General features: G+C 58.8%; 22 protein-coding genes and 1 pseudogene. 17 read left to right on the top strand and 6 right to left on the bottom strand.

The window, feature by feature from the left end:
• The first annotated feature begins 116 nt into the window (after positions 1-116).
• From ccoS to ttcA, 5 genes are all read left to right on the top strand, one after another.
• Positions 117-305 (top strand): cbb3-type cytochrome oxidase assembly protein CcoS, encoded by a 189-nt coding sequence (gene ccoS, locus ACTG19_RS01755; protein ID WP_005336630.1) that lies wholly within the window; start codon positions 117-119, stop codon positions 303-305.
• The gene (locus ACTG19_RS01750; protein WP_019446375.1) at positions 289-975 is read left to right on the top strand and encodes a sulfite exporter TauE/SafE family protein; all 687 of its coding nucleotides are present in this window, start codon (positions 289-291) and stop codon (positions 973-975) included. Before ccoS ends, ACTG19_RS01750 begins: the two co-directional genes overlap by 17 nt.
• 68 nt (positions 976-1,043) lie before the next feature.
• Positions 1,044-1,799, top strand: coding sequence for an FNR family transcription factor (locus tag ACTG19_RS01745; RefSeq protein ID WP_113739527.1), 756 nt, complete (start codon positions 1,044-1,046; stop codon positions 1,797-1,799).
• Positions 1,800-1,950: 151 nt separating this feature from the next.
• Positions 1,951-2,898, top strand: coding sequence for a universal stress protein UspE (gene uspE, locus ACTG19_RS01740; RefSeq protein WP_005345417.1), 948 nt, complete (start codon positions 1,951-1,953; stop codon positions 2,896-2,898).
• Between the two features lie 74 nt (positions 2,899-2,972).
• Positions 2,973-3,881 (top strand): tRNA 2-thiocytidine(32) synthetase TtcA, encoded by a 909-nt coding sequence (ttcA, locus tag ACTG19_RS01735; RefSeq protein WP_113739526.1) that lies wholly within the window; start codon positions 2,973-2,975, stop codon positions 3,879-3,881.
• A 103-nt stretch (positions 3,882-3,984) separates the two neighbouring features.
• Here ttcA and ACTG19_RS01730 read toward each other — a convergent pair whose 3' ends face one another.
• Positions 3,985-4,671 (bottom strand): DUF2987 domain-containing protein, encoded by a 687-nt coding sequence (locus ACTG19_RS01730; RefSeq protein WP_429195337.1) that lies wholly within the window; start codon positions 4,669-4,671, stop codon positions 3,985-3,987.
• A gap of 16 nt (positions 4,672-4,687) precedes the next feature.
• A complete protein-coding gene (locus ACTG19_RS01725) occupies positions 4,688-5,425 on the bottom strand; it encodes a hypothetical protein (protein ID WP_005351939.1) in 738 nt (245 codons plus the stop codon).
• Between the two features lie 201 nt (positions 5,426-5,626).
• Between ACTG19_RS01725 and potA the strand changes: the two genes are divergently transcribed.
• The 12 genes from potA to ACTG19_RS01665 all read left to right on the top strand — a co-directional run bounded on the left by potA (position 5,627) and on the right by ACTG19_RS01665 (position 17,828).
• On the top strand, positions 5,627-6,730 hold the full coding sequence (potA, locus tag ACTG19_RS01720; protein ID WP_439988643.1) for a spermidine/putrescine ABC transporter ATP-binding protein PotA: 1,104 nt from the start codon (positions 5,627-5,629) through the stop codon (positions 6,728-6,730).
• Entirely contained in the window at positions 6,717-7,604 is an 888-nt protein-coding gene (gene potB / locus ACTG19_RS01715) for a spermidine/putrescine ABC transporter permease PotB (protein WP_042083135.1), read from the top strand. Before potA ends, potB begins: the two co-directional genes overlap by 14 nt.
• A complete protein-coding gene (gene potC / locus ACTG19_RS01710) occupies positions 7,601-8,371 on the top strand; it encodes a spermidine/putrescine ABC transporter permease PotC (RefSeq protein ID WP_439988642.1) in 771 nt (256 codons plus the stop codon). Before potB ends, potC begins: the two co-directional genes overlap by 4 nt.
• Before the next feature lie 81 nt (positions 8,372-8,452).
• Complete coding sequence (locus ACTG19_RS01705; protein ID WP_335863084.1) at positions 8,453-9,520, top strand: extracellular solute-binding protein; 1,068 nt, start codon at positions 8,453-8,455, stop codon at positions 9,518-9,520.
• Positions 9,521-9,887: 367 nt separating this feature from the next.
• Complete coding sequence (locus ACTG19_RS01700; protein WP_439988641.1) at positions 9,888-10,913, top strand: hypothetical protein; 1,026 nt, start codon at positions 9,888-9,890, stop codon at positions 10,911-10,913.
• A 188-nt stretch (positions 10,914-11,101) separates the two neighbouring features.
• Positions 11,102-11,719, top strand: coding sequence for a glutathione S-transferase family protein (locus ACTG19_RS01695; RefSeq protein WP_439988640.1), 618 nt, complete (start codon positions 11,102-11,104; stop codon positions 11,717-11,719).
• Positions 11,720-11,926: 207 nt separating this feature from the next.
• The gene (rbsD, locus tag ACTG19_RS01690; RefSeq protein ID WP_439988639.1) at positions 11,927-12,346 is read left to right on the top strand and encodes a D-ribose pyranase; all 420 of its coding nucleotides are present in this window, start codon (positions 11,927-11,929) and stop codon (positions 12,344-12,346) included.
• A gap of 36 nt (positions 12,347-12,382) precedes the next feature.
• Positions 12,383-13,912, top strand: a complete 1,530-nt coding sequence (rbsA, locus tag ACTG19_RS01685) for a ribose ABC transporter ATP-binding protein RbsA (protein ID WP_201979177.1) — start codon at positions 12,383-12,385, stop codon at positions 13,910-13,912.
• On the top strand, positions 13,909-14,877 hold the full coding sequence (rbsC, locus tag ACTG19_RS01680; protein WP_151286004.1) for a ribose ABC transporter permease: 969 nt from the start codon (positions 13,909-13,911) through the stop codon (positions 14,875-14,877). The genes rbsA and rbsC overlap by 4 nt, the downstream gene beginning before the upstream one ends.
• 30 nt (positions 14,878-14,907) lie before the next feature.
• Positions 14,908-15,783 (top strand): ribose ABC transporter substrate-binding protein RbsB, encoded by an 876-nt coding sequence (gene rbsB / locus ACTG19_RS01675; RefSeq protein WP_005360585.1) that lies wholly within the window; start codon positions 14,908-14,910, stop codon positions 15,781-15,783.
• Positions 15,784-15,891: 108 nt separating this feature from the next.
• Positions 15,892-16,824, top strand: coding sequence for a ribokinase (gene rbsK / locus ACTG19_RS01670; protein WP_439988638.1), 933 nt, complete (start codon positions 15,892-15,894; stop codon positions 16,822-16,824).
• A complete protein-coding gene (locus tag ACTG19_RS01665) occupies positions 16,824-17,828 on the top strand; it encodes a substrate-binding domain-containing protein (protein WP_439988637.1) in 1,005 nt (334 codons plus the stop codon). Before rbsK ends, ACTG19_RS01665 begins: the two co-directional genes overlap by 1 nt.
• An 86-nt stretch (positions 17,829-17,914) precedes the next feature.
• Here the strand turns inward: ACTG19_RS01665 and ACTG19_RS01660 are convergent.
• The 4 genes and pseudogenes from ACTG19_RS01660 to ACTG19_RS01645 form a co-directional block, all read right to left on the bottom strand.
• Positions 17,915-19,563, bottom strand: a pseudogene (locus ACTG19_RS01660) (diguanylate cyclase domain-containing protein).
• Positions 19,563-20,039 carry a hypothetical protein gene (locus ACTG19_RS01655; protein WP_113739595.1) on the bottom strand — a complete coding sequence of 159 codons (477 nt, stop codon included), beginning with the start codon at positions 20,037-20,039 and terminating at the stop codon, positions 19,563-19,565. Before ACTG19_RS01655 ends, ACTG19_RS01660 begins: the two are co-directional and overlap by 1 nt.
• Before the next feature lie 91 nt (positions 20,040-20,130).
• On the bottom strand, positions 20,131-20,904 hold the full coding sequence (cobB, locus tag ACTG19_RS01650) for a Sir2 family NAD+-dependent deacetylase (RefSeq protein ID WP_005351956.1): 774 nt from the start codon (positions 20,902-20,904) through the stop codon (positions 20,131-20,133).
• A gap of 60 nt (positions 20,905-20,964) precedes the next feature.
• Positions 20,965-21,606, bottom strand: coding sequence for a GNAT family N-acetyltransferase (locus tag ACTG19_RS01645; protein WP_113739514.1), 642 nt, complete (start codon positions 21,604-21,606; stop codon positions 20,965-20,967).

Below are 21,606 nucleotides of genomic sequence, written 5' to 3'. Positions count from 1 at the left end.
AAAATGTGGCCTACCTCCGATGCAGGCCACATTTCTAATTGATAGCGGCTGGCCCCCTGCCCGAACAGGGTTACCATAGGGGACGCTTGCCAAGGATGAACGCCAAGGTACCTCTCATGAATATAATTTTTGTCCTGATCCCCATCGCCATCCTGTTTGTGATCATCGCCGGGGTCGTCTTCTTCTGGGCCATTCGCTCCGAGCAGTTTGAAGATCTCGACCGCCAGGGTTCCAACATCCTGTTTGACGAAGAGCAACCTGCCCACAAACCCGTAAAGCCTGCTGACCATGACCCACAACCTTGATCTGGCCGGCGCCCTGCTGGTCGGACTGGCAGGCTCTGCTCACTGTATCGGCATGTGCGGGGGTGTCTCCGCCGCGCTCTCCATGGCGATCCCCGCCAACAAGCAGCATTTTTGGGGGCGACTCGCCTATCTGCTCAACTACAACCTCGGCCGGATCCTGAGCTATGTCATTGCAGGTGCACTGGTGGGCGGCCTGCTCGCCACCACCAGCGAGCTGGGCGCTGGCAAACACGCCATCGCCGGATTGCGTCTCGTGGCAGCGTTATTGATGATTGCGCTTGGTCTTTATCTGGCGGGCTGGTGGCAAGGGATCTTGCTGCTGGAGCGGCTCGGCGCCAGACTTTGGCCCCGTATCAAACCGCTGGCGGGCAAATTTCTCCCCTTCACCTCGCCTGTGCAGGCACTGCCCTTTGGCATGGTGTGGGGTTGGCTCCCCTGCGGGCTGGTCTACTCCATGCTGACCTGGAGCGCAGCGGCCGGTTCGGCCAGCGGTGGGGCGCTCATCATGCTCTTTTTTGGTCTCGGCACCCTGCCCACCCTGTTCGCGTTGGGCGGGCTCGCCGATCGCCTGAGATACTGGCTCACCCTGCGCAGTTTGCGCCTTGGCGGTGCCCTGCTGCTCATTTTGTTCGGGGTACATACCTTCTGGATTGGCATTGCTTCCTTTTGAAACCCTATCCAAAACGGATGAGTTGATGGTAAACTTGTTTGATATAAATCAATTATTCGTATGAGCCTATGATCCCGGAAAAGAAACCTGGCAGACGTATCCAGAGCGGTGGCTGTGCAATTCATTGCCAGGATTGCAGCATCAGTCAGCTCTGTATTCCCTTCACTCTGAACGACAACGAGCTTGATCAGCTGGACAGCATCATCGAGCGCAAGAAGCCGATCCAGAAGGGTGAAGAGCTGTTCAAGGCTGGCGATGAGTTCAAATCGCTCTATGCCATCCGTTCCGGGACCATCAAGTCTTACACCATCACCGAGCAAGGGGATGAGCAGATCACCGCGTTCCACCTCGCTGGCGATCTGGTCGGTTTTGATGCCATCCACAAACAAGCACACCCCTCCTTCGCCCAGGCGCTGGAAACCGCCATGGTGTGCGAGATCCCCTTTGAAGTGCTGGATGATCTCTCCGGCAAGATGCCCAAGCTGCGCCAGCAGATCATGCGTCTGATGAGCAACGAAATCATGGGCGATCAGGAGATGATCCTGCTGCTCTCCAAGAAGAATGCCGAAGAGCGCCTCGCCGCCTTCCTGCACAATCTGTCGGTACGCTTCTCCGAGCGCGGTTTCTCCGCCAAGGAGTTCCGTCTCTCCATGACCCGTGGTGACATTGGCAACTATCTGGGGCTGACCGTCGAGACCATCAGTCGTCTGCTCGGCCGCTTCCAGAAGTCCGGTCTCATCAGCGTCAAAGGCAAATACATTACCGTGCTGGATCAGGTCGCGCTGGGCATGATGGCCGGAGCTACTCGCCCGCCCTGCAGCTGATTTTTCCGCTTACCCTCCCGCTATTTTCCTGCTTTCCCTGCCGGATCCTTTCCTCTGGAATGTGATCCGGTACGTTCCCCATACCCTCCTCCTGCGCTAAGCTGTAATGGCTAAGATTCTGCTGTCATTGGACTTTTCCAAGGAGGAGAAGATGGTCAAATATCAGAATATTCTGGTGGTTATCAATCCAGAAGAGGAGCGTCAAATCGCCCTCGAACGGGCAGTCAAAGTCGCCGAGCTGGACGAAAACGCCCATCTGACCCTGCTGCTCACCATCTATGACTTCTCGTATGAAATGACTGCCATGCTCTCGGTGGACGAGCGGCAAGAGATGCGCGACGGCGTCATTTCACAGCGACGTGAGTGGCTGGACGAGATCCTGACCCCCTATCGGGCACAGGGGATCGAGTGCGAAGTGAAAGTAGTCTGGCACAATCGTCCCTTCGAATGCGTCATTCAGGAAGTGCTGGAGCAGCGTCACGATCTGGTGGTCAAAGCCACACACCATCACAGCTTCCTGCAAACCTTCATCTTTACCCCCACCGACTGGCATCTGCTGCGCAAATGCCCCTGTCCGGTGCTGCTGGTCAAGGAGGGGCACTGGCAACGGGGCGGCAACATCATCGCCGCCATCAACTGCTCAAGTGACGATCCGGATCAGAAACTGCTCAACGAACGGATCACCCAGGAGGGGAGCGACATCGCCGAGCTGCTGGGCTCCAACCTCTATCTGGTCAACACCTACCCGGGCACTCCGGTCAACGTGGCCATCGAGCTGCCGGAGTTTGACCCCAACGCCTACAACGAGGCGATCCGCAAACACCACGAAAGCCTGCTGCTAAGCCATGCCGACAAGTTCGGGATCGGTCATCTCTGGACCCGGGTAGCAGAGGGGCTACCGGAAGAGGTGTTGCCGGATATGGCCGAAGAGCTCAAGGCGACCCTGATGATCATGGGCTGCGTCGGCCGTACCGGGCTTTCTGCTGCTCTGCTCGGCAATACTGCCGAACATGTGATTGACCGCCTCTCCTGCGACATCCTGATCCTCAAACCGGCCGACTACAGCTGCCCGGTCGACAGTCGTCGCAATCAATCATAAGGTGCCTGGCACCTTGCCCTCCCCCGGGACATGGCTATAATAACGCGCTTATTTGTGTCCCGGGTTTTACGAGCATGCTAGAAGAGCTGAACGCCAAAGAAAAATACAGTTTTAACAAACTGCAGAAGCGCCTGCGGCGCAACGTGGGTCAGGCCATTGCCGACTTCAACATGATTGAAGAGGGCGACAAGGTCATGGTCTGCCTCTCCGGCGGCAAGGACAGCTTCGGTATGCTCGACATACTGATGAGCCTCAAAGCCAGTGCCCCCATCCATTTCGATCTGGTTGCCGTCAACCTGGATCAGAAGCAGCCCGGTTTCCCCGAGCATGTGCTGCCCAAGTACCTGGACTCCCTCGGCATCGAGTACAAGATTGTCGAAGAGGATACCTACTCCATCGTCAAGGAGAAGGTACCGGAAGGCAAAACTACCTGCTCCCTCTGCTCACGGCTACGCCGCGGTATTCTCTACCGCACCGCCCAGGAGCTGGGTTGCACCAAGATTGCCCTTGGCCACCACCGCGACGACATCCTCGAGACCCTGTTCCTCAACATGTTCTACGGTGGCAAGCTCAAGTCCATGCCGCCCAAGCTGGTGAGCGATGATGGCAAGAACGTGGTGATCCGCCCGCTGGCCTACTGCAAAGAGAAGGATCTGATCCGCTACGCCGACGTCAAAGCCTTCCCCATCATTCCGTGCAACCTGTGCGGCTCGCAAGAGAACCTGCAGCGTCAGGCCATCAAGCAGATGATGCAGGATTGGGATCGCCGCTTCCCCGGTCGTATCGAGACCATGTTCACCGCCATTCAGGACGTGATCCCGAGCCACCTGCTCGACCACAAGCTGTTTGACTTCAAGAGCATCAACCGCGACTCCGGCATCATTGATGGCGGCGACAAGGCGTTTGATCCGCCCGAGATGCCAAAGGCGCCGCTGCTGGATATCGACGAGATGGACATGCTGGATGTGATTGAAGTGCGCTAAGCCGCGCTCACAGGGCAAACGCCACGCAATAAAAAAAGGAGCGATCATCGCTCCTTTTTGCTTTCTGGATTGGCCTGTCACTGCGGTGACAGCGCGACCGATCTCACCCTTTATGCAACCAGGGGGTCAGTCGCAGCACCTCACCCTGCAGGCGCAGTTGCCCGGTGGCGAACGCGGCCAGTTGCTCATTGCTCAGCAGCAGATGGCCTTCCTGCCAGGGCAGCGCCTCCTGACGGGCGCCATCAATCAGATAAGCTGTTCCGCTCTGCTGCACCAGGGTAATGCGTACCCCTTCCATCTTCGGCAGGAAGTGCTTGCCGACCATGCCCGCCATCTTGTCGAGCAGCAACTGCATCTGCTGCTGACGGGCCGCCAGCTCCGCCAGCGGCAGTTCGGGGCCATTCGGTGCGTCGGCCATCACCTGTACCGTCATATCGCAAGTGGCGTGCTCTTCTTTCAGGCCGACGGTCACGATCCCCTTGTCGAGGTTGAGATCCTCATCAAAAGGCAGGCGCAGTTCGCTATCGACCGTTACCTCGCCCGCGACCTCCTTGCTGTCGGTTGCAACCCGGGCAAAGGTGAGGCCGCAGCGCTGACCATTTTGCGGATCGGTCAGATAAAACCCCAGTCTGGCGTGACCAAACTCCCCTTTGGCAAAGGTCTTCATCTGGCTGTAGAAGGTGCTGTATTGCAGATCCAGCACCGGCTCAGCCAGCGCCAGCCCTGGCAGCAAGAGCGTGGCCAGCAGACTCTGGCGCACAGCCTTGGTCACTCCATATCGACGGGTCATTCAACATCCTTTTGCATCATGCATTGAAATGGTTGGGGCCTTCTGTCACCTCGTTAACCTCTACCCCCACCCCGCAGAGATCCCGATAGAGGATCCCCTTGCAGTTGAAATAGAGCGGTGCCACCCAGATAAGCCCCAACCCCATGGGGATCAGAGCCAGGAAGAAGAGCGCGGTCATCACGCCGTGGAACAGCACAATGCTGGGCCAGCCGCGCGCAAAGAGCTTGAGAGAGACCAGAATGGCCTGGGGCGGCGTCAGACCGCGCTCCAGCACCAGCGGGACAGTAAAGAGCAGCCCCATGCCGATCAGGGCCGAGGGAATGAATGAGAGTACGGCAGGCAATCCCAGCAGATCGAATAGCGGGCCAAACAGGCTGGTGAGCAGACTGCCAAGCAGGCTCAACATGCCGAGGCGTACAAAGTGGCGGAAGAAGTCGAACACCTGGTTGGCACGGGCGCGCACCCCGACCGACTGCTGCAACCCCAGCATATCGAGGGAGCTGGTCATGGGGGCCATCACCACCGTCATCAGCAGGCTCAGCACCATGGCCACATTCATCTGGCTGTCATCCCCCAGATAGGGCAACAGCAGCACATTGCTTAGCAGGATCCAGATCGCCGTCACCCCGACAATCGCCAGCAGCAGGCCAAATCCGGTACGGCGGGTCTGTTGCCATCCCTCCTGGATGACCCCTTTCAGGTCAAGGCGGTAGCCCTGGTTCAGAGACTGCTCAAGGGAGCCGCCAATACGCATTTTATTACTCAATTGACTATCCAATATCGAAAACGACCAAATCAGGTGGCACATTATAGCGATTTGGTCTGCTATTCGTAGCCGTTTTTCCTGCGCAGTTGCGGCTACTTCGGGCCAAAAAGCCTTTAATTTCATGTGTCGGCTGCATAGAATGCGGCCCTCTTTCAACACGATGGCCACTGGCTGGGGTGAGACTGGCGGATGATGAACAATCCACAGGTAATTGTCGCGCTGAACAAGATCAGCAAAAAATACGATGGCAAGGTGATCCTGAGTGACCTTGACCTTGAAATCTACGATGGTGAATTTCTTACCCTGCTAGGCCCCTCCGGCTGTGGCAAGACCACCCTGCTGCGCCTGCTGGCCGGGCTAGAATCGGTAGACGGTGGCACCATCCATCTGGCCGGTGACGAGATCACCCGTATCCCCGCCGAACACAGGCACATCAACACCGTGTTCCAGAGCTATGCGCTCTTCCCTCATATGACGGTGTTTGAAAACGTCGCCTTTGGCCTCGAGATGCAGAAAGTACCGGCCAGCGAGATCCGCCAGCGGGTCGAGGAGACTCTCGCCATGGTGCAACTCACCGAGCTGGCCAATCGCCGCCCGGATCAGCTCTCCGGCGGCCAGCAGCAACGGGTCGCCATCGCCCGCGCCGTGGTCAACAAGCCCCGCCTGCTGCTGCTCGACGAATCCCTCTCGGCGCTCGACTACAAGCTGCGCAAACAGATGCAGAGCGAGCTCAAGGCGCTGCAACGTCGCCTTGGCATCACCTTTGTCTTCGTTACCCATGATCAGGAAGAGGCGCTCACCATGTCTGATCGCATCCTGGTGATGGAAGGCGGCAAGATAATCCAGCGCGGCACCCCGCGCGATATCTACGAATCGCCAGCCAACCTGTTCGTGGCCCGCTTTATCGGCGAGATCAACGTGATGGATGGCAAGCTGATCAGCCAGCGCGAGCCCGGCATCTGGCAGGCCGAGGTAGAGGGGCGCGAGTGCCTGCTTCATACCACCTTGCCGTTCCAGCCAGACGACAAGGTGCTGGTGTTGCTGCGCCCGGAAGATCTGCGCATTCTCGATCAGGATGACGATCAAAGTGGCGCGCTGCGGGGCAACATCCGCGAGCGCAACTATAAGGGGGCGACGCTGGATTCGGTGATCGCGTTAGAGAGCGGAAAACAGCTGCTTATCTCCGAGTTCTTCGACGAAGATGACCCCGATTTTGACTACCGTCTCGGTCAGGAGGTGGCGATCCACTGGGTTGACAGCTGGGAGGTGGTGTTGCCCTATGAGCCTCACTAATCTGCGGGTACCACACAGCTTTGCCCACAACGGCTTTCGCAACGGGGCCATCGCGCTGATCCTGGGCTGGCTGACGCTGTTTGTCTTCCTGCCCAACCTGATGATCATCGGCGTCAGCTTCCTCACCCGTGACGAGTCCGAGCTTATCGCGCCGCTCTTTACCCTGAGCAACTATGGCCGCCTGCTGGACCCGCTCTATTTCGAAGTGCTGCTCCACTCCCTCTGGCTGGCGCTGCTCGCCACAGCCATCTGCTTGCTGGTGGGTTACCCCTTTGCCTGGCTGCTGGCCCATCTGCCAGCGCGTATCCGCCCGCTGCTGCTGTTTCTGGTGGTGGTGCCGTTCTGGACCAACTCCCTGATCCGCACCTATGCGCTGAAAGTGCTGCTCGGCACCCGGGGGCTGATCAATGGCTGGCTGCTGGATCTGGGGCTTATCGAGCGGCCGCTGCAGATGATGTATACCGAGGTGGCCGTCATCATCGGGCTGGTCTATGTGCTGCTCCCCTTTATGGTGCTGCCGCTCTACTCCAGCATCGAGAAGCTGGATGGCCGTTTACTGGAGGCGGCGCGTGATCTTGGCGCCAACGGCTGGCAGCGGCTGGTGCGGATCATCTTGCCCCTCACCCTGCCCGGCATCATCGCCGGTTGTCTACTGGTGTTCCTGCCCGCCATGGGGATGTTCTACGTCTCCGACTTGCTGGGGGGCGCCAAGCACCTGCTGATCGGCAACCTGATCAAGACCCAGTTCCTCAACAGCCGTGACTGGCCCTTTGGTGCGGCCATCAGCGTGATGCTGACGGTGCTGATGGCGCTCTTGGTCTACTGCTACTGGCGGGCGGGCAAGCTATTGAGCAAGAAGGGGGAGCTGGCATGATGCGCTCACTGAAAGCTCTGTTCCTGCTGCTGGTGTTTGGCTATCTCTATGTGCCCATCGGGGTGCTGATCGCCAACTCCTTCAACCTGTCGAAATATGGCATCGACTGGCGCGGCTTTACCCTGGGCTGGTATGAGAAGCTGTTTGCCAGCGCCAGCCTGATGCAGGCGGCCCAGCACTCACTGACTATCGCCGCCCTCACCGCCACCGCAGCGACCCTGATCGGCACTCTCACCGCCGTGGCGCTGTTTCGCTACCGCTTTCGCGGCAAACAGTACGTGAGCGGCATGCTGTTCGTGGTGATGATGTCCCCCGATATCGTGATGGCCATTTCGCTGCTGACCCTGTTTGTGGTGACCGGCATTGCGCTGGGCTTCTGGTCGCTGCTGATCGCCCACATCACCTTCTGCCTGCCGTTCGTGGTGATCACCGTCTACTCGCGGCTGTGCGGTTTTGATGTGCGGATGCTGGAAGCCGCCCGGGATCTGGGGGCTGGCGAGTGGACCATCCTGCGCCGCATCATACTGCCGCTGGCCCTGCCGGCGGTGATGGCGGGCTGGCTGCTCTCCTTTACCCTGTCGCTGGACGACGTGGTGGTGAGCTCCTTTGTTACCGGCCCGGCCTACGAGATCCTGCCGCTCAAGATCTACTCCATGGTCAAGGTGGGGGTCTCCCCCGAGGTCAACGCCCTGGCCACCCTGATGCTGGTCGCCTCCCTCGGGATGGTGCTGCTGGCGCAACTGTTACTGCGTAAACGGCAGGGTTGACCCTGCCCGTTTCGTCCCCGCCATCTTTGGCGAACTCTGTCACGGTGGGCCGCAAGGCCCCATAACCCCAAGGAGTTGTTGATGACAATCCAACACAAGGCCGGCGCCCTGCTGGCAGCCGCCCTCACCCTCACCACCCCGCTGCTGAGCCAGAGCGCTCACGCGGCCGATGACAAGGTGGTCTACTTCTACAACTGGTCGGAATATGTGCCGGACGGCCTACTGGAGCAGTTCCAGCAAGAGACCGGCATCAAGGTGATCTACTCCACCTACGAAGCCAACGAGACCCTCTACGCCAAGCTGAAAACCCATGGCGACGGCTATGACGTGGTGGTGCCCAGCACCTATTTCATCTCGAAAATGGCCAAAGAGGGGATGCTGCAGCCGCTGGATCGCGCCCAGCTGCCCAACTTCAAGCACCTCGACCCTACCCTGCTCAACCACGAGTACGACCCGGACAACCGCTACTCCATCCCCTATATCTGGGGCGCAACCGGGATCGGCACCAACACCGACATCATCGAGCAGCCGGTCACCAGCTGGAAGCAGCTCTGGGCACCGGAGTGGAAAGAGAGCCTGCTGCTGATGGACGATGCCCGCGAGGTGTTCCATATCGCGCTGGTGCAGCTGGGTTACAGCCCCAACACTCAAGACAAGGCGCAAATTGCCGAAGCGTTCGAATACCTGAAAAAGCTGATGCCCAACGTCAAGGCATTCAACTCCGACAACCCGGCCGACCCCTTTATCGCCGGTGAGGTCAATATCGGTATGCTGTGGAACGGCTCGGCCTACGGCGCCCAGCGCGAATACCCCTCCATCCAGATGACCTACCCCGAAGAAGGCGCCGTGCTCTGGATGGACAACCTCGCCATCCCGGCCAAGGCCAAGCATGTGAAAGAGGCCCACGCCCTGATCAACTTCCTGATGCGCCCCGATGTGGCCGCCAAGGTGGCCGAGGCAATTGGCTACCCCACCCCGGTCAAGGATGCTATTCCCCTGCTCACCCCGGCGTTTCGCAATAACCCCATGGTCTTCCCGAGCGACGAGATCAAACGTAAGGGCGAGTTCCAGTCCGATGTGGGTGATGCCTCCCGCCTCTACGAGCAGTACTTCCTGCAGCTGAAAGCCATGGTGGCCAAAGCGGGTTAAATCGGCGGTTAATTCCCCCTGACGGGGTTAATGGATAAAGGGGGCAATCGCCCCCTTCTCATTTTCACCACCAGCCCCTTTTCTCAACGCAACAATCCTTGTAAGTCCCCCCAAGCAGCCAGCTGCATAAAAATTTTTAGGGGGCGAGCAGTGAATGTGGGTCATTCCATTCAGATTCAGAGTTGCCCCATTGTGCAGATATAGGCACAATAGATGCATTTATCAGCAATGACAGTACTGTATTATCGAAACCGATAACACCTAGTAGTTCTACTATGCGTAGGTTTTGTGGTTACGGAATTATATGAAAAATTGACGGTAGCGTTGTCAGCCCCTTAAGCGTGTATTAGATTTTTTTGAGGTTAGAATGCCAAAAATTTCCTTAGTCGTAGGTAATGGTTTTTCGATTAGCTTTGGAAAATTTTCAGGGTTAGCGCATAAATTTAACTCACAGGAGCCTATCACTTGGGATGTTACTTGCCCTTCAACGGGAAAAAACCTCTTAACTAGCCTGTATAGATTAGACACTTTGTATAAATTGAACTCAGATAAACCTCACTTTGACGTATTTAAATTGGCCTTGGACGAGGGCTATTGCCAAAGCATTGGTTTAGACAGCTTCAAAACGACACTAGAGTCGAGACATTTCTTAACGCTTGCATTTTCAATGTATAGCCAGCAACAACGTGATCTATTTTCTACCGATTGGGCTTGGTTTCGATGGTTGAAATTACATAAATCCGAAATTACAGCTGCATTTTCGTTGAACTATGATCTACTGCTTGAAACTTCTTTAGATAGACTAAAACGTGAATACTATTCTCTTCAAGTAAATCACCATGGTTACGGGATTCCATTAGTTAAACCACATGGTTCTGTGGACTTTGAAATCACACCAAATAGTATTTTTTATACACCTCAATATCCATTAAATAATTTTATTGATCTAAACAACACTGGAATTATCAGGCTTGAGCAACATGAACTTATGTCTCCGAGGAGACAAGCTCTATGCATAATTCCAAATGAAGCTAACAAATACGCTTCATATCAATGGGTCGATCCTGCTAATCAATGGTTTGAAAATAAGCTAAAAACCAGTGACTACTGTTTATTTATTGGAATATCTTACTTCGAATGTGATAGACCAGAAATCGATAAAATAATAGACTCTCTTCCACAAGGCTGTGTTATTGTTGTGGCCAATCCATATCCGCCTAAAGCGTTTCTAGAAAAAATCCGTGAAAGACCATATATCATCTGGGACAACCCATTAGGCCCAGTGGACAAAAATGGGGCAATATTAAGTTTAAAATGCTTGGTTACAGGTAAAGCCTTAAGAAAGTGTTTCTGTCGGAGTGGTGTCCCCTATCATTATTGTGGTTGCCACTAAAAATATTACATATGGATAGCCGAGGTGGCCAAAGCCGATTAATTCTGCGCTTTTTCATTACCCCTTAGGGGTGTAGATTGGTTGGGGGGCAAACGTTGCCCCCTCTCTTTTTTCATGACTGCCCGTGGTGCTACGCGAAGTAATCTTTCGCCGATATCGCGGGTGGCCTGAGCCAATCAGGAGTATTCATGTCCGATCTGACCCTCTATTTCGCTCCCGGCACTTGTGCCATGGCCGTGCAGATTGCCCTGCTGGAAGCGAATGCCCCGTTCCAACCCCGTCTCGTCAACCTCGCCGCCGGTGAGCAGCGTGATCCTGCGTATCTTGCCATCAACCCCAAAGGACGGGTGCCTGCCCTTGTCACCGATCAGGGCACCCTGACCGAGACCCCGGCCCTGCTGCTCTATGTGGCGCAGCGCTTCCCCGATGCCAAACTGGCGCCGCTGGACAACCCGTTCCTGCTGGCCCGCATGCAGGAGGTCAACAGCTTCCTCGCCTCCACTGTGCATGTCTCCCACGCCCACGGCCGCCGTGGCAGCCGCTGGGCTGATGACGAGCAGGCCATTGCCGCCATGCAGCAGAAAGTCGCCAGCAATATGCGCGATGGCTTTGCCCAGATTGAGCAGCACTATCTGGCTGGCCCCTGGGTACTGGGCGAGCAGTTCAGCGTGGCGGACATCTATCTGTTCGTGGTCGCGGGCTGGCTGAAAAGCGATGGGGTCGAGATCAGTGAATTCCCCAAAGTGGCCGATCATTATCGCCGAATGCTGACCCGTCCGGCGGTCAACAAAGTCCTCTCCAACTAAGTAAAAAATCAATAGAAAGGGTGCCGAGGCTCTGCTGGCACCCTTCTATCTCTTTCCTCCCCCGCCTTTGAGATCGTTTTCACATTTCCGTGGTTTTGCCGTGGCCCTTCCATCCTAAAAAGCCTATCTTTGCGTCATAACGCAACCGGTTGCGTAACCGGTTGCCTGATAAGAAACTGCGATGGCGAAAGCCTGATGAGGTGCTGTATGAAACGAGGCGTACTGCTCAATGCTCCCCTGAGTGCTCTGGTGGCACAGATGGGCCACACCGACGAGATCACCGTCTGCGATGCGGGGCTGCCCATTCCGGCAGGGCCGGAGCGGATTGATCTGGCGTTGATGGCGGGCACCCCCAGCCTCGAAACCGTGCTGACCGCCCTGCTCACCGATCTGGTGGTGGAGAAAGCGATCATGGCAAGCGAGATCAAGCAGATCAGCCCCGCCGCCCATCAGGCACTGGTCGATCAGCTTGAGGCGCACGCAGCCGCCCAGGGCAAGCCCATCGCCATCGAATACTACCTGCACGAAGAGTTCAAAACCCGCTCCCGCCAGAGCAAGGCGATCGTGCGCAGCGGCGAGGTGACTCCCTACGCCAACCTGATCCTCTGCGCCGGTGTGGCGTTCTGACATTCTTCAAAGAAGGCCTCTTCAAGGAAGCTGCAAATGAGCACAACCTCCCCCCTCTCACCCATTCTGGAGCTGACCGGGATCGTCAAGACCTTCCCCGGTGTGCGCGCCCTCGACGAAGCGGGTCTGCGGGTCTATCCGGGCCAGGTGATGGCCCTGCTCGGTGAAAATGGCGCCGGTAAATCCACCCTGATGAAGGTGCTGACCGGTATCTATCAGGCCGATGCGGGCAGCGTCAGCTACCGCGGCCAGCCGGTCCACTTCAAGGGCCCCCGCGACTCTCAGGATCAGGGGATCAGCATCATCCATCAGGAGCTGAACCTGCTGCCGGAGTTGTCGATTGCCGCCAACATCTTCCTCGGGCGCGAGCCGCGTACCCGTTTTGGCAGCATCGACCACAAACAGCTGCGCGAGCGGGCAAGTGGCCTGTTGGCGCGACTTGGCGTCAAACACGGGCCGGATACCCGACTCGGGGATCTCTCCATCGGCGAACAGCAGATGGTGGAGATCGCCAAGGCGCTGTCGTTCGATGCCAGCGTCATCATCATGGACGAGCCGACCGATGCGTTGACCGATACCGAGACCGAACAGCTGTTCAAGGTGATCCGCGAGCTGCGTGAGCAAGGTTGCGGCATCGTCTATATCTCCCACCGCCTCAAAGAGATCTTCGAGATCTGCGATCGGGTCACTGTGCTGCGCGATGGCAAGTGGATCGGCGAGAAGGCGGTGAGCGATCTGGATGAAGACAAGATCATCGAGATGATGGTGGGCCGCCGGCTGGAAGAGCAGTACCCGCGTCTTGAGCGCGAGCTCGGCCCCGTCAGCCTGCAGGTGAAAGATCTGGCCGGTCCCGGCGTGCGCGGTGTGAGTTTCTCCCTGCGTCAGGGGGAAATTCTGGGCTTTAGCGGCCTGATGGGCTCCGGCCGTACCGAACTGATGAAGCTTATCTACGGTGCCAGCCCTATCAGCAGCGGTGAAATCACGGTAGATGGCCACGCGCTGGTGCCAACCAGTCCGGCGGATGGTCTGGCCGCAGGCATCGCCTATATCTCCGAAGATCGCAAGGGGGATGGGCTGGTGCTGGAGCTGTCGGTGCGCGAAAACATGAGTCTCTGCGCCCTCGACGAGTTCATCAGCAACGGCAAGATCGACGGCAAGGCCGAACGGCAGGCGGTGAGCGACTATGTGCGCCTCTTCAACATCAAGACCCCGAGTCAGGATCAGCTGATAAAGCTGCTTTCCGGCGGCAACCAGCAGAAGGTGGCCATCGCCAAAGGGCTGCTGACCCGGCCCAAGGTGCTGATCCTCGACGAGCCGACCCGCGGCGTCGACGTGGGGGCGAAGAAGGAAATTTATCAGCTCATCAACCAGTTCAAGAAGGAGGGGATGAGCATCATTCTGGTCTCTTCCGAGATGCCGGAAGTGCTCGGCATGAGTGATCGCATCATGGTGATGCACGAAGGGCGCATCAGCGCAGAGTTCAACACCCGCGATGCCAATCAGGAGAAGCTGATGGCGGCGGCAGTCGGTAAACAGTGGCAAGCAGAGCAAGAGGCATCCCAATGACAACCCAAACCCTTTCCCGCCGTGGCGTTATGAGCAAGGCGTGGTGGATCGAGAATAAATCCCTGGTCGCGCTGCTGGTCCTGATTGGTGTGGTCTCCTTTCTGAGCCCCAACTTCTTCACCGCCGACAACCTCCTCAATATCCTGCGCCAGACCTCGGTCAACGCCATCATGGCGGTCGGCATGACGCTGGTTATCCTTACCGCCGGTATCGATCTGTCGGTCGGCTCGGTACTGGCCCTGTGCGGCGCGCTGGCCGCCACCATGGTCGCCATGGAGTTGCCCATCTGGCTGGTGGTGCCCCTCACTCTGGGTGTCGGTGCCCTGCTGGGTGGCGTCAGCGGTCTCATCATTGCCAAGGGCAAGGTGCAGGCATTTATCGCCACTCTGGTCACCATGACCGCCCTGCGCGGCATCACCATGGTCTATACCGAGGGTCGCCCCATCTCCACCGGTTTTAGTGACGGCGCCGATCATTTCGCCTGGCTCGGTACCGGTTACCTGTTCGGTCTGCCGGTGCCCATCTGGCTGATGGCTATCGTCTTCCTGCTCGCATGGTTCATGCTCAACCATACCCGCCTCGGTCGCTATATCTACGCGCTGGGTGGCAACGAATCGGCTACCCGCCTCTCCGGTATCAATGTGGATCGGGTGAAACTGGCGGTGTATGGTCTGTGCGGCGCGCTCTCGGCGCTGGCAGGGCTTATCGTTACCTCTCGCCTCTCCTCTGCCCAGCCGACGGCGGGCATGGGTTACGAGCTGGATGCCATCGCTGCGGTGGTGCTGGGTGGTACCAGCCTGATGGGCGGCAAGGGCCGCATCATGGGTACCCTGATAGGGGCGCTGATCATCGGCTTCCTCAACAACGCCCTCAACCTGCTCGACGTATCCTCCTATTACCAGATGATCGCCAAGGCCAGCGTGATCTTGCTTGCCGTGATGATCGATAACAAAAGCAATCGTTGATAAGACAAGCCACACACAAGGAATGAAATGATGAAAAAGCTCAATACCCTGCTCGCTGCCGCCATCATGTCCGTGCTGGGCACCGCCCAGGCCGCCGATCAAACCCTGGCAATGGTGGTCTCCACCCTCAATAACCCCTTCTTCGTCACCATGAAAGAGGGTGCCGAAGCCAAAGCGAAGGAGCTTGGCTACGAGCTGGTGGTACTGGACTCCCAGAATGACCCGGCCAAAGAGCTCTCCAACATGGAAGATCTCACCGTGCGCAAGGTCGGCGCCATCCTGATCAACCCCACCGACTCCGAAGCGGTCGGCAACGCCATTCGTCTGGCCAACCGTGCCAGCATTCCGGTGCTGACCCTGGACCGCGGCGCCGCGCAGGGTGAGGTCAAGGCCCACATCGCCTCCGACAACGTGGCAGGCGGCAAGCTGGCCGGTGACTTCATCACCGAGAAACTGGGTACCGGTGCCAAGGTGATCCAGCTGGAAGGGATTGCCGGTACCTCCGCCGCCCGCGACCGTGGCGAAGGTTTTGCCCTGGCCGTGGCGGCCAACAAGCTGCAGGTGCTGGCTTCCCAGCCGGCCGACTTTGACCGCACCAAGGGCCTGAACGTCATGGAAAACCTGCTGGCAGCCCACCCGACCGTTCAAGCAGTCTTTGCCCAGAACGACGAGATGGCGCTGGGTGCCATCCGCGCGGTGCAGGCTGCCGGGAAAGAGGTAATGATCGTCGGTTTCGACGGTACTGACGATGGCAAAGCCGCCGTTGCCAAGGGTAAACTGGCCGCCACCGTGGCCCAGCAACCTGCCCTGATTGGTGCCATCGGCGTCGAGACTGCCGACAAGGTGCTGAAAGGTCAGCCGGTCGAGAAATCCATTCCGGTACCGCTGCAAGTGGTCAGCAAATAAATCTGAAGGGGGAGGCTCGCCTCCCCTTTTTCCTCTCGTTCAGGTGCCTCCCGGCTTGAGCTCACTCAATCACAGTGTTCAAGCCAAGATGCATCAGGAGTAGTCAACATGAATCGTCTCGTCGTTCTGGGCAGTGTCAATGCAGACCACGTGCTGCGCGTTCCCCACTTTCCTCGCCCGGGTGAAACCCTGACCGGCCACAGCTATCAGGTGGTGCCCGGTGGCAAGGGGGCTAATCAGGCAGTCGCTGCCGCCCGCCTTGGCGCCCCCGTCTCCTTTATCGCCCGCATCGGTGATGACGCCATCGGCCACCAGATGAAAGCCGGCTTTGCCAAAGATGGCATCGACGTCAGCGCCGTCGAGCTCGATCCCAAGCTCCCGACAGGCATCGCCATCATTTATGTCAGCGATGAGGGGGAGAACAGCATCGGCATCTCCGCCGAAGCCAACGGGGCCATCACCCCTGCCGTGGTGAAAAACCACGAAGCGATGATCGCCGACGCCCACACCCTGCTGTTGCAGCTGGAAGTGCCGCTGGAGAGCGTCCATGAAGCTGCACGGCTGGCTCGCGCCCACAGCACCCGGGTGGTGCTCAACCCCGCCCCTGCCCGTCCGCTCTCGAGCGAATTGCTGGCGCTGGTCGACCTTGTCACCCCCAATCAGACCGAGACCGAGCTGCTGACCGGCGTCAAAGTCACCGATGAATCGAGCGCCCGAGAGGCGGCTGCCCGTTTCCACCAGATGGGGATTGCGGACGTGATGATCACCTTGGGGTCGCAGGGGGTCTATTGCAGCAACGCCCAGCAGCAACAGCTGATCCCGGGCTTTCGGGTCAAGGCGGTGGATACCACTGCCGCGGGCGATACCTTCAACGGCGCTCTGCTGGCGGCGGAACTGGCCGGTGCCGATTTCCACAGCGCGGTGCGCTTTGCCCACGGGGCGGCGGCACTCTCCGTCACTCGGTTCGGTGCCCAGAGCTCCATCCCGAGCAAACAGGAGGTCGACGCCTTCCTGCTTGAGCAGACTGCGAAGGGGCACTGATGGCCAATATCAAGGAGGTGGCGGCGAGGGCCCAGGTCTCTACCACCACCGTATCCCACGTCATCAACGAGACCCGTTTTGTGGCCGAGGAGACCCGCGAGCGGGTCTTCACCGCCATGCGTGATCTCAACTATGCCCCGAGTCTGGTGGCCCGCAGCCTCAAGGTGAAGGAGACCAACAGTATCGGCATGCTGGTCACCACCTCCAGCAACCCCTTCTTTGCCGAGGTGGTACGCGGGGTGGAACGCTACTGCTTCGAGCAGGGCTACAACCTGATGCTGGGCAACACCGAAGGGCAGGCAGAAACCGCCCTCTCCTACCTCAAGATGATGCTGCGCAAGCGGGTCGATGGCCTGCTGATCATGTGCAGCGAGGGCCAACAGGAGGTGTTCAACCAGCTCGACTGGCTCAAGAGCCTGCCGGTGGTGGTGATGGATTGGGGGCTGGTTAGCGAGGATGTGGATCTTATCGCCGACAACTCCTTCCACGGTGGTTATCTCGCGACCCGCCATCTGATTGAGCTGGGCCACACCGCCATCGGTTGTATCACAGGCCCCCACAGCCGCGCCCCCGCCAACCAGCGCCAAGCTGGCTTTGAGCAGGCGTTGCAGGAGGCAGGTCTCACGCTCAATCCTGACTGGATCCAGGAGGGGGACTTTGATTGCGCCAGCGGCCATCAGGCGATGACTCGTCTGCTGGCATTGCCCGAGCGTCCCACCGCCCTCTTTGTCTGCAACGACATGATGGCGATGGGGGCCATCAGTGCCGCCCATCAGGCCGGGCTGGTGATCCCGCGGGATATCTCCATCGTTGGCTATGACAATGTGGCGCTGGCCGAATTTTTGTCGCCGCCGCTCACCACCGTCAACCAGCCCAAAGAGGAGCTGGGGCGCCTCGCCGTCACCCGCCTGTTGGCGCGTATCAACGGCGAGGCAGTGGAGAATCACCTGATCACTGTCGACCCCGACCTGGTGATCAGACAATCTTGCGCGCCCTGCCCCTGACGTTCAGGGGCAATAAACGAACAAGGCGACCCCGAGGTCGCCTTGTTTCGTTTTATCTCTTGCCGGTGCAATACCGCTTTTTGCCCTCAGGCCAGCGACCTGGTCTCCCTGGCCGCCAGCACTTGCAGTGGTACCAACCCCAATCGTCTGGCCAGCGGTTGCAGCAACTCGCCATCTTCATCACCCTGTGGCAGCCAGTAGCGGACAGGCCAGCCGGCTGCCAGCTGCGCCGAGGTGGCACTGCCAATCTCTCTGAGCGCCAGAGTGCAACCCTGCTGCCGCAATCCCGCCAGCAAGGCACCATCTGGCTGTAGCGTCGGTACCAGCAACACTAGCGGCGTACGGGAAGCCTCCGGCAAATAGGCCAGTAGATGGGTCAGCTGGGCCTGGTTGTCGAGCGGGACCAGCAGTGCCCGACCATCGGCATACTGCGCCTCGTGCGTTTGCAGCACACGGGCCAACACGGGCCCCAGCACACCGCACTCCTGCAGCCAGCGCATCTGACAGGGCACTCCCTGCTCACGCCACTCAAGCGCCAATTGCCACATCTCGTTGCCCTGCCCGTCCGTCAGCGCCTGCAATGCCACTCGCAGCGGTGCTGGCTCGCGCTCCGCCAACCACTCTCGCAGCTGATGAAGCTGCTGCTGACTCAACTGCAACTGCTGCAGCATGGCAGGCTCAAACCAGCTGATCGCCCCCTCCTGGCTACGCTTGGCCTGGTTAAGGGCCAGGATGGCCTGATCCAGCAGCCGGGCGGCATCCTGTTGCTGCGCCTTGGCAACCCCGAGCCGACAGGCCAGATCGAAGCTGCACTCCCGGGTCACGAACTCGAAATGGAGCAGATCCACCAGCTCATGAATAGCGGTTTCCAGCGCATCATTCGCCTTGGTCAGCACCACGGCAAATTCATCTCCGCCGAGCCGGTAAGCGTGGCTGCCATGGGCCTGCTGCAGCTTGTTGGCCACCATCTGCAACAGCCGATCACCGACCTGATAACCCAGCAGATCATTGACCTGCTTGAAGCGCTTGAGATCGAGCACCACCAAAGCGCTCACATCATCGGCATGCAGAGCGCGAGAGAGCTGCTCCTGCAGGGCACGGCGGTTGCCAAGCTGGGTCAGGGGATCGAGCAGGGCAAGCCGGCGGTTCGCCAGATTGGCGCGAATGAGGGCTGCGACCAGAGCGCCACCGGTCAGTAGCAGGATCAGTTGCCAGATCTGCAGCCAGAACAGGCTGTTGCGGATCTGGCTGACCGAATGCTCCCGCTCCTGGCCGGAGAGGATCTGATCCCCTATCTGTTCGATGAGACGGGTCTGGCTGGCGATCGCTTCCTGCAAACGGGCAAGCTCAGCCCCCTCGCGCAGCGCACCAGCCTCCATCTGGGGTTCGAGCTGCTTGATCTGCTCGAACAGGGTGGCCAGCACTTTGCCGAGCCCGTGCCGCTGGCGCATCTCGGCGGTTTCACTGCTGATGAGGAAGATATCGAGCCGGTTCCACAGCAGATCGTAATCGAGGCTCAGGGTCTCCATCGACTGTCTGCCAGCCCGGTAGAGCTGCAGATCGTAGAGGAAACGCTGGGATTCGAGCATCACCTGGCTGATGTTCCAGTGGACATTGCGGTAGAAGGTATCGACCAGCTGCTCCTGCCGATACTGCAGATAGAGGCTGCTGCCCGACGAGAGCAGAAACAGCAGCGACACCGCAACCAACAGCATATTTGGCGGGATAGCCCCATCAATCGACGATCTCGATGCGGGTCACCTGCCACACCATGCAGTTATGGATGGCGGGCACGTCCAGCTTGGGATAGGTGGTGAACGGGATGAGCAGCCAAAGCGGCCCCTTGTTGCGCCGGGTCAGCGGTTTGCCGTCCTCCTGACGCACCAGGGTCAGCGGCACGCCGTCGAACAGGGCCAGATCCACCACCTGCTGATAGCCGTTGAGGGCCGAAACGGCGATCTTGCGAGCATCCTGGATCCCTTGCGCCGCCAGCACGGCTGACAGGGTCGGCCCGCGATAGTGCTGGGCGCCCTGAGTCCAGGGAGTAGTGGTAGTGAATTCGGTCTGTGGCAAGGCGGAGAGGGCCGCCTCATCGAGGGTCACCTGCTGGCCATCTGGCAGTATCAGGGTCATCAGGGGGATGGAGGCCGATGCACTGGCACTGGCCAGCACCAGGAGAAAAAAAGCGATCCATTGCTTGACTGCGATCATGGTAATTTGCGCCAACTGCGTCCCATTTTTTAAATGGTTGCCAGTGTGGCGATTTCACCGAACCATTGCAACTGTCCCGTCGCACAGTAGCTCAGGGACCGCGCATCTCCATCCAGTTGTGCCCCTCGACTTGCCTCGGTTGATGAATGCCGCACGCCTCCAGCAACTCATCGACATAGGCTGGCACCAGCAGGGAGGCTGGGCCATAGCGTTTTTCGTCAAACTGGCTACCTACCTCGCTCGGTTCGAGATTGAGCTCGATGGTGTGTGCCCCGTTCAATCCCGCTTCATGGACAAAACCGGCGGCCGGATAGACGGCGCCAGAGGTGCCGATGGAGATAAAGAGATCGCACTGGGCCAGCGCGCTGTAGATGCGATCCAGCCCGAGCGGCATTTCGCCAAACCAGACCACATGAGGACGCATCGGCTGGGGGAACTGGCAACAGGAGCAGAGCTCGTCCTGATGGAGATCACCGCGCCACTCGATCACCTGACCGGATTCGGGACAGCGGGCCTTGAGCAGCTCGCCGTGCATATGGATAAGGTTCTTGCTGCCAGCGCTCTCGTGCAGATTGTCGATGTTCTGGGTGACCAAGGTGACCGTGCCGGGCAGCAGTCGCTCGAGGCGGGCCAACGCATAGTGGGCCGGATTAGGATGGACCTGGGGCTGTTGCAGCTGTTTGCGGCGGGAGTTGTAAAAGCGCAGCACCAGTTCGGGATCCCGGGCATACCCCTCGGGGGTCGCCACATCCTCGACCTTGTGCTCTTCCCACAAACCATCGCAGGCACGAAAAGTCTTGATGCCGGATTCGGCAGAGATCCCCGCGCCGGTCAGGATCACGATATGTTTATATGACTGCGCCATAAGCTGCTCCGTCTATCCCCGCACAATAAATGTGACCTTAGCACAGGGAAAAAAGTGTCACTATTCGCCCTTGGTCTTAAGCGGCGCCGCTGGCGGTGCGGTTAACCAGGCATCCAGTACCGACAGATCCAGCCTGACAAAGACCATCTCCCGCCCGGTCACCAGGGTCAGCGGCAAGCCAAGGCGCTTGAGCAGTGTCAGCATGGGCCGGTTCTGGGCCAACACTTCCGCCGTCCACTCCCGGATCCCGTCCGCCCTGGCCAGCAGTGCCAGCGCCAGCAGAATGCGCCGCCCCGCCCCCTTGTGCTGAAAGTGGTCCGCTACGATGCAGGAGAACTCCGCCCGATCGGGATGAAGGCGGCGACGGATTGATTGCGCCTGAGCCAGCGGCTCACCAGCCAGATCGGTCAGCAACAGCGAGATCTGTTGTTCGGGATGGTAATTGAGAAATTGGGCCACCTGTTCCGGTGGCGGTGTCCGTTTCGGGCGCATAAAGCGCAGATAGATGCTCTCTTCACTGAGCGCATCATAGGCGGCCAGCATGCGGGCAGGCGCCACCCCATGCAGCTCGCGCAGCAGGCAAGGCACCCCGGAGACCTGCATCGCCAGTGGCAGCGCAGCTCGGGAAACCGGATGGAGCCAGCCCTCCAGTCCTTTGCCAAGGCGCTCCCGGTGCATGGGCCAGCAGAGGTAGCGCGGCAT

Source organism: Aeromonas sp. 3P (assembly GCF_051919745.1).
In the GTDB taxonomy this organism is placed as follows: Bacteria; Pseudomonadota; Gammaproteobacteria; order Enterobacterales; family Aeromonadaceae; genus Aeromonas; species Aeromonas veronii.
The sequence above is the reverse complement of the archived record's forward strand: the minus strand, read 5'-3'. Positions and strand labels throughout refer to the sequence as shown.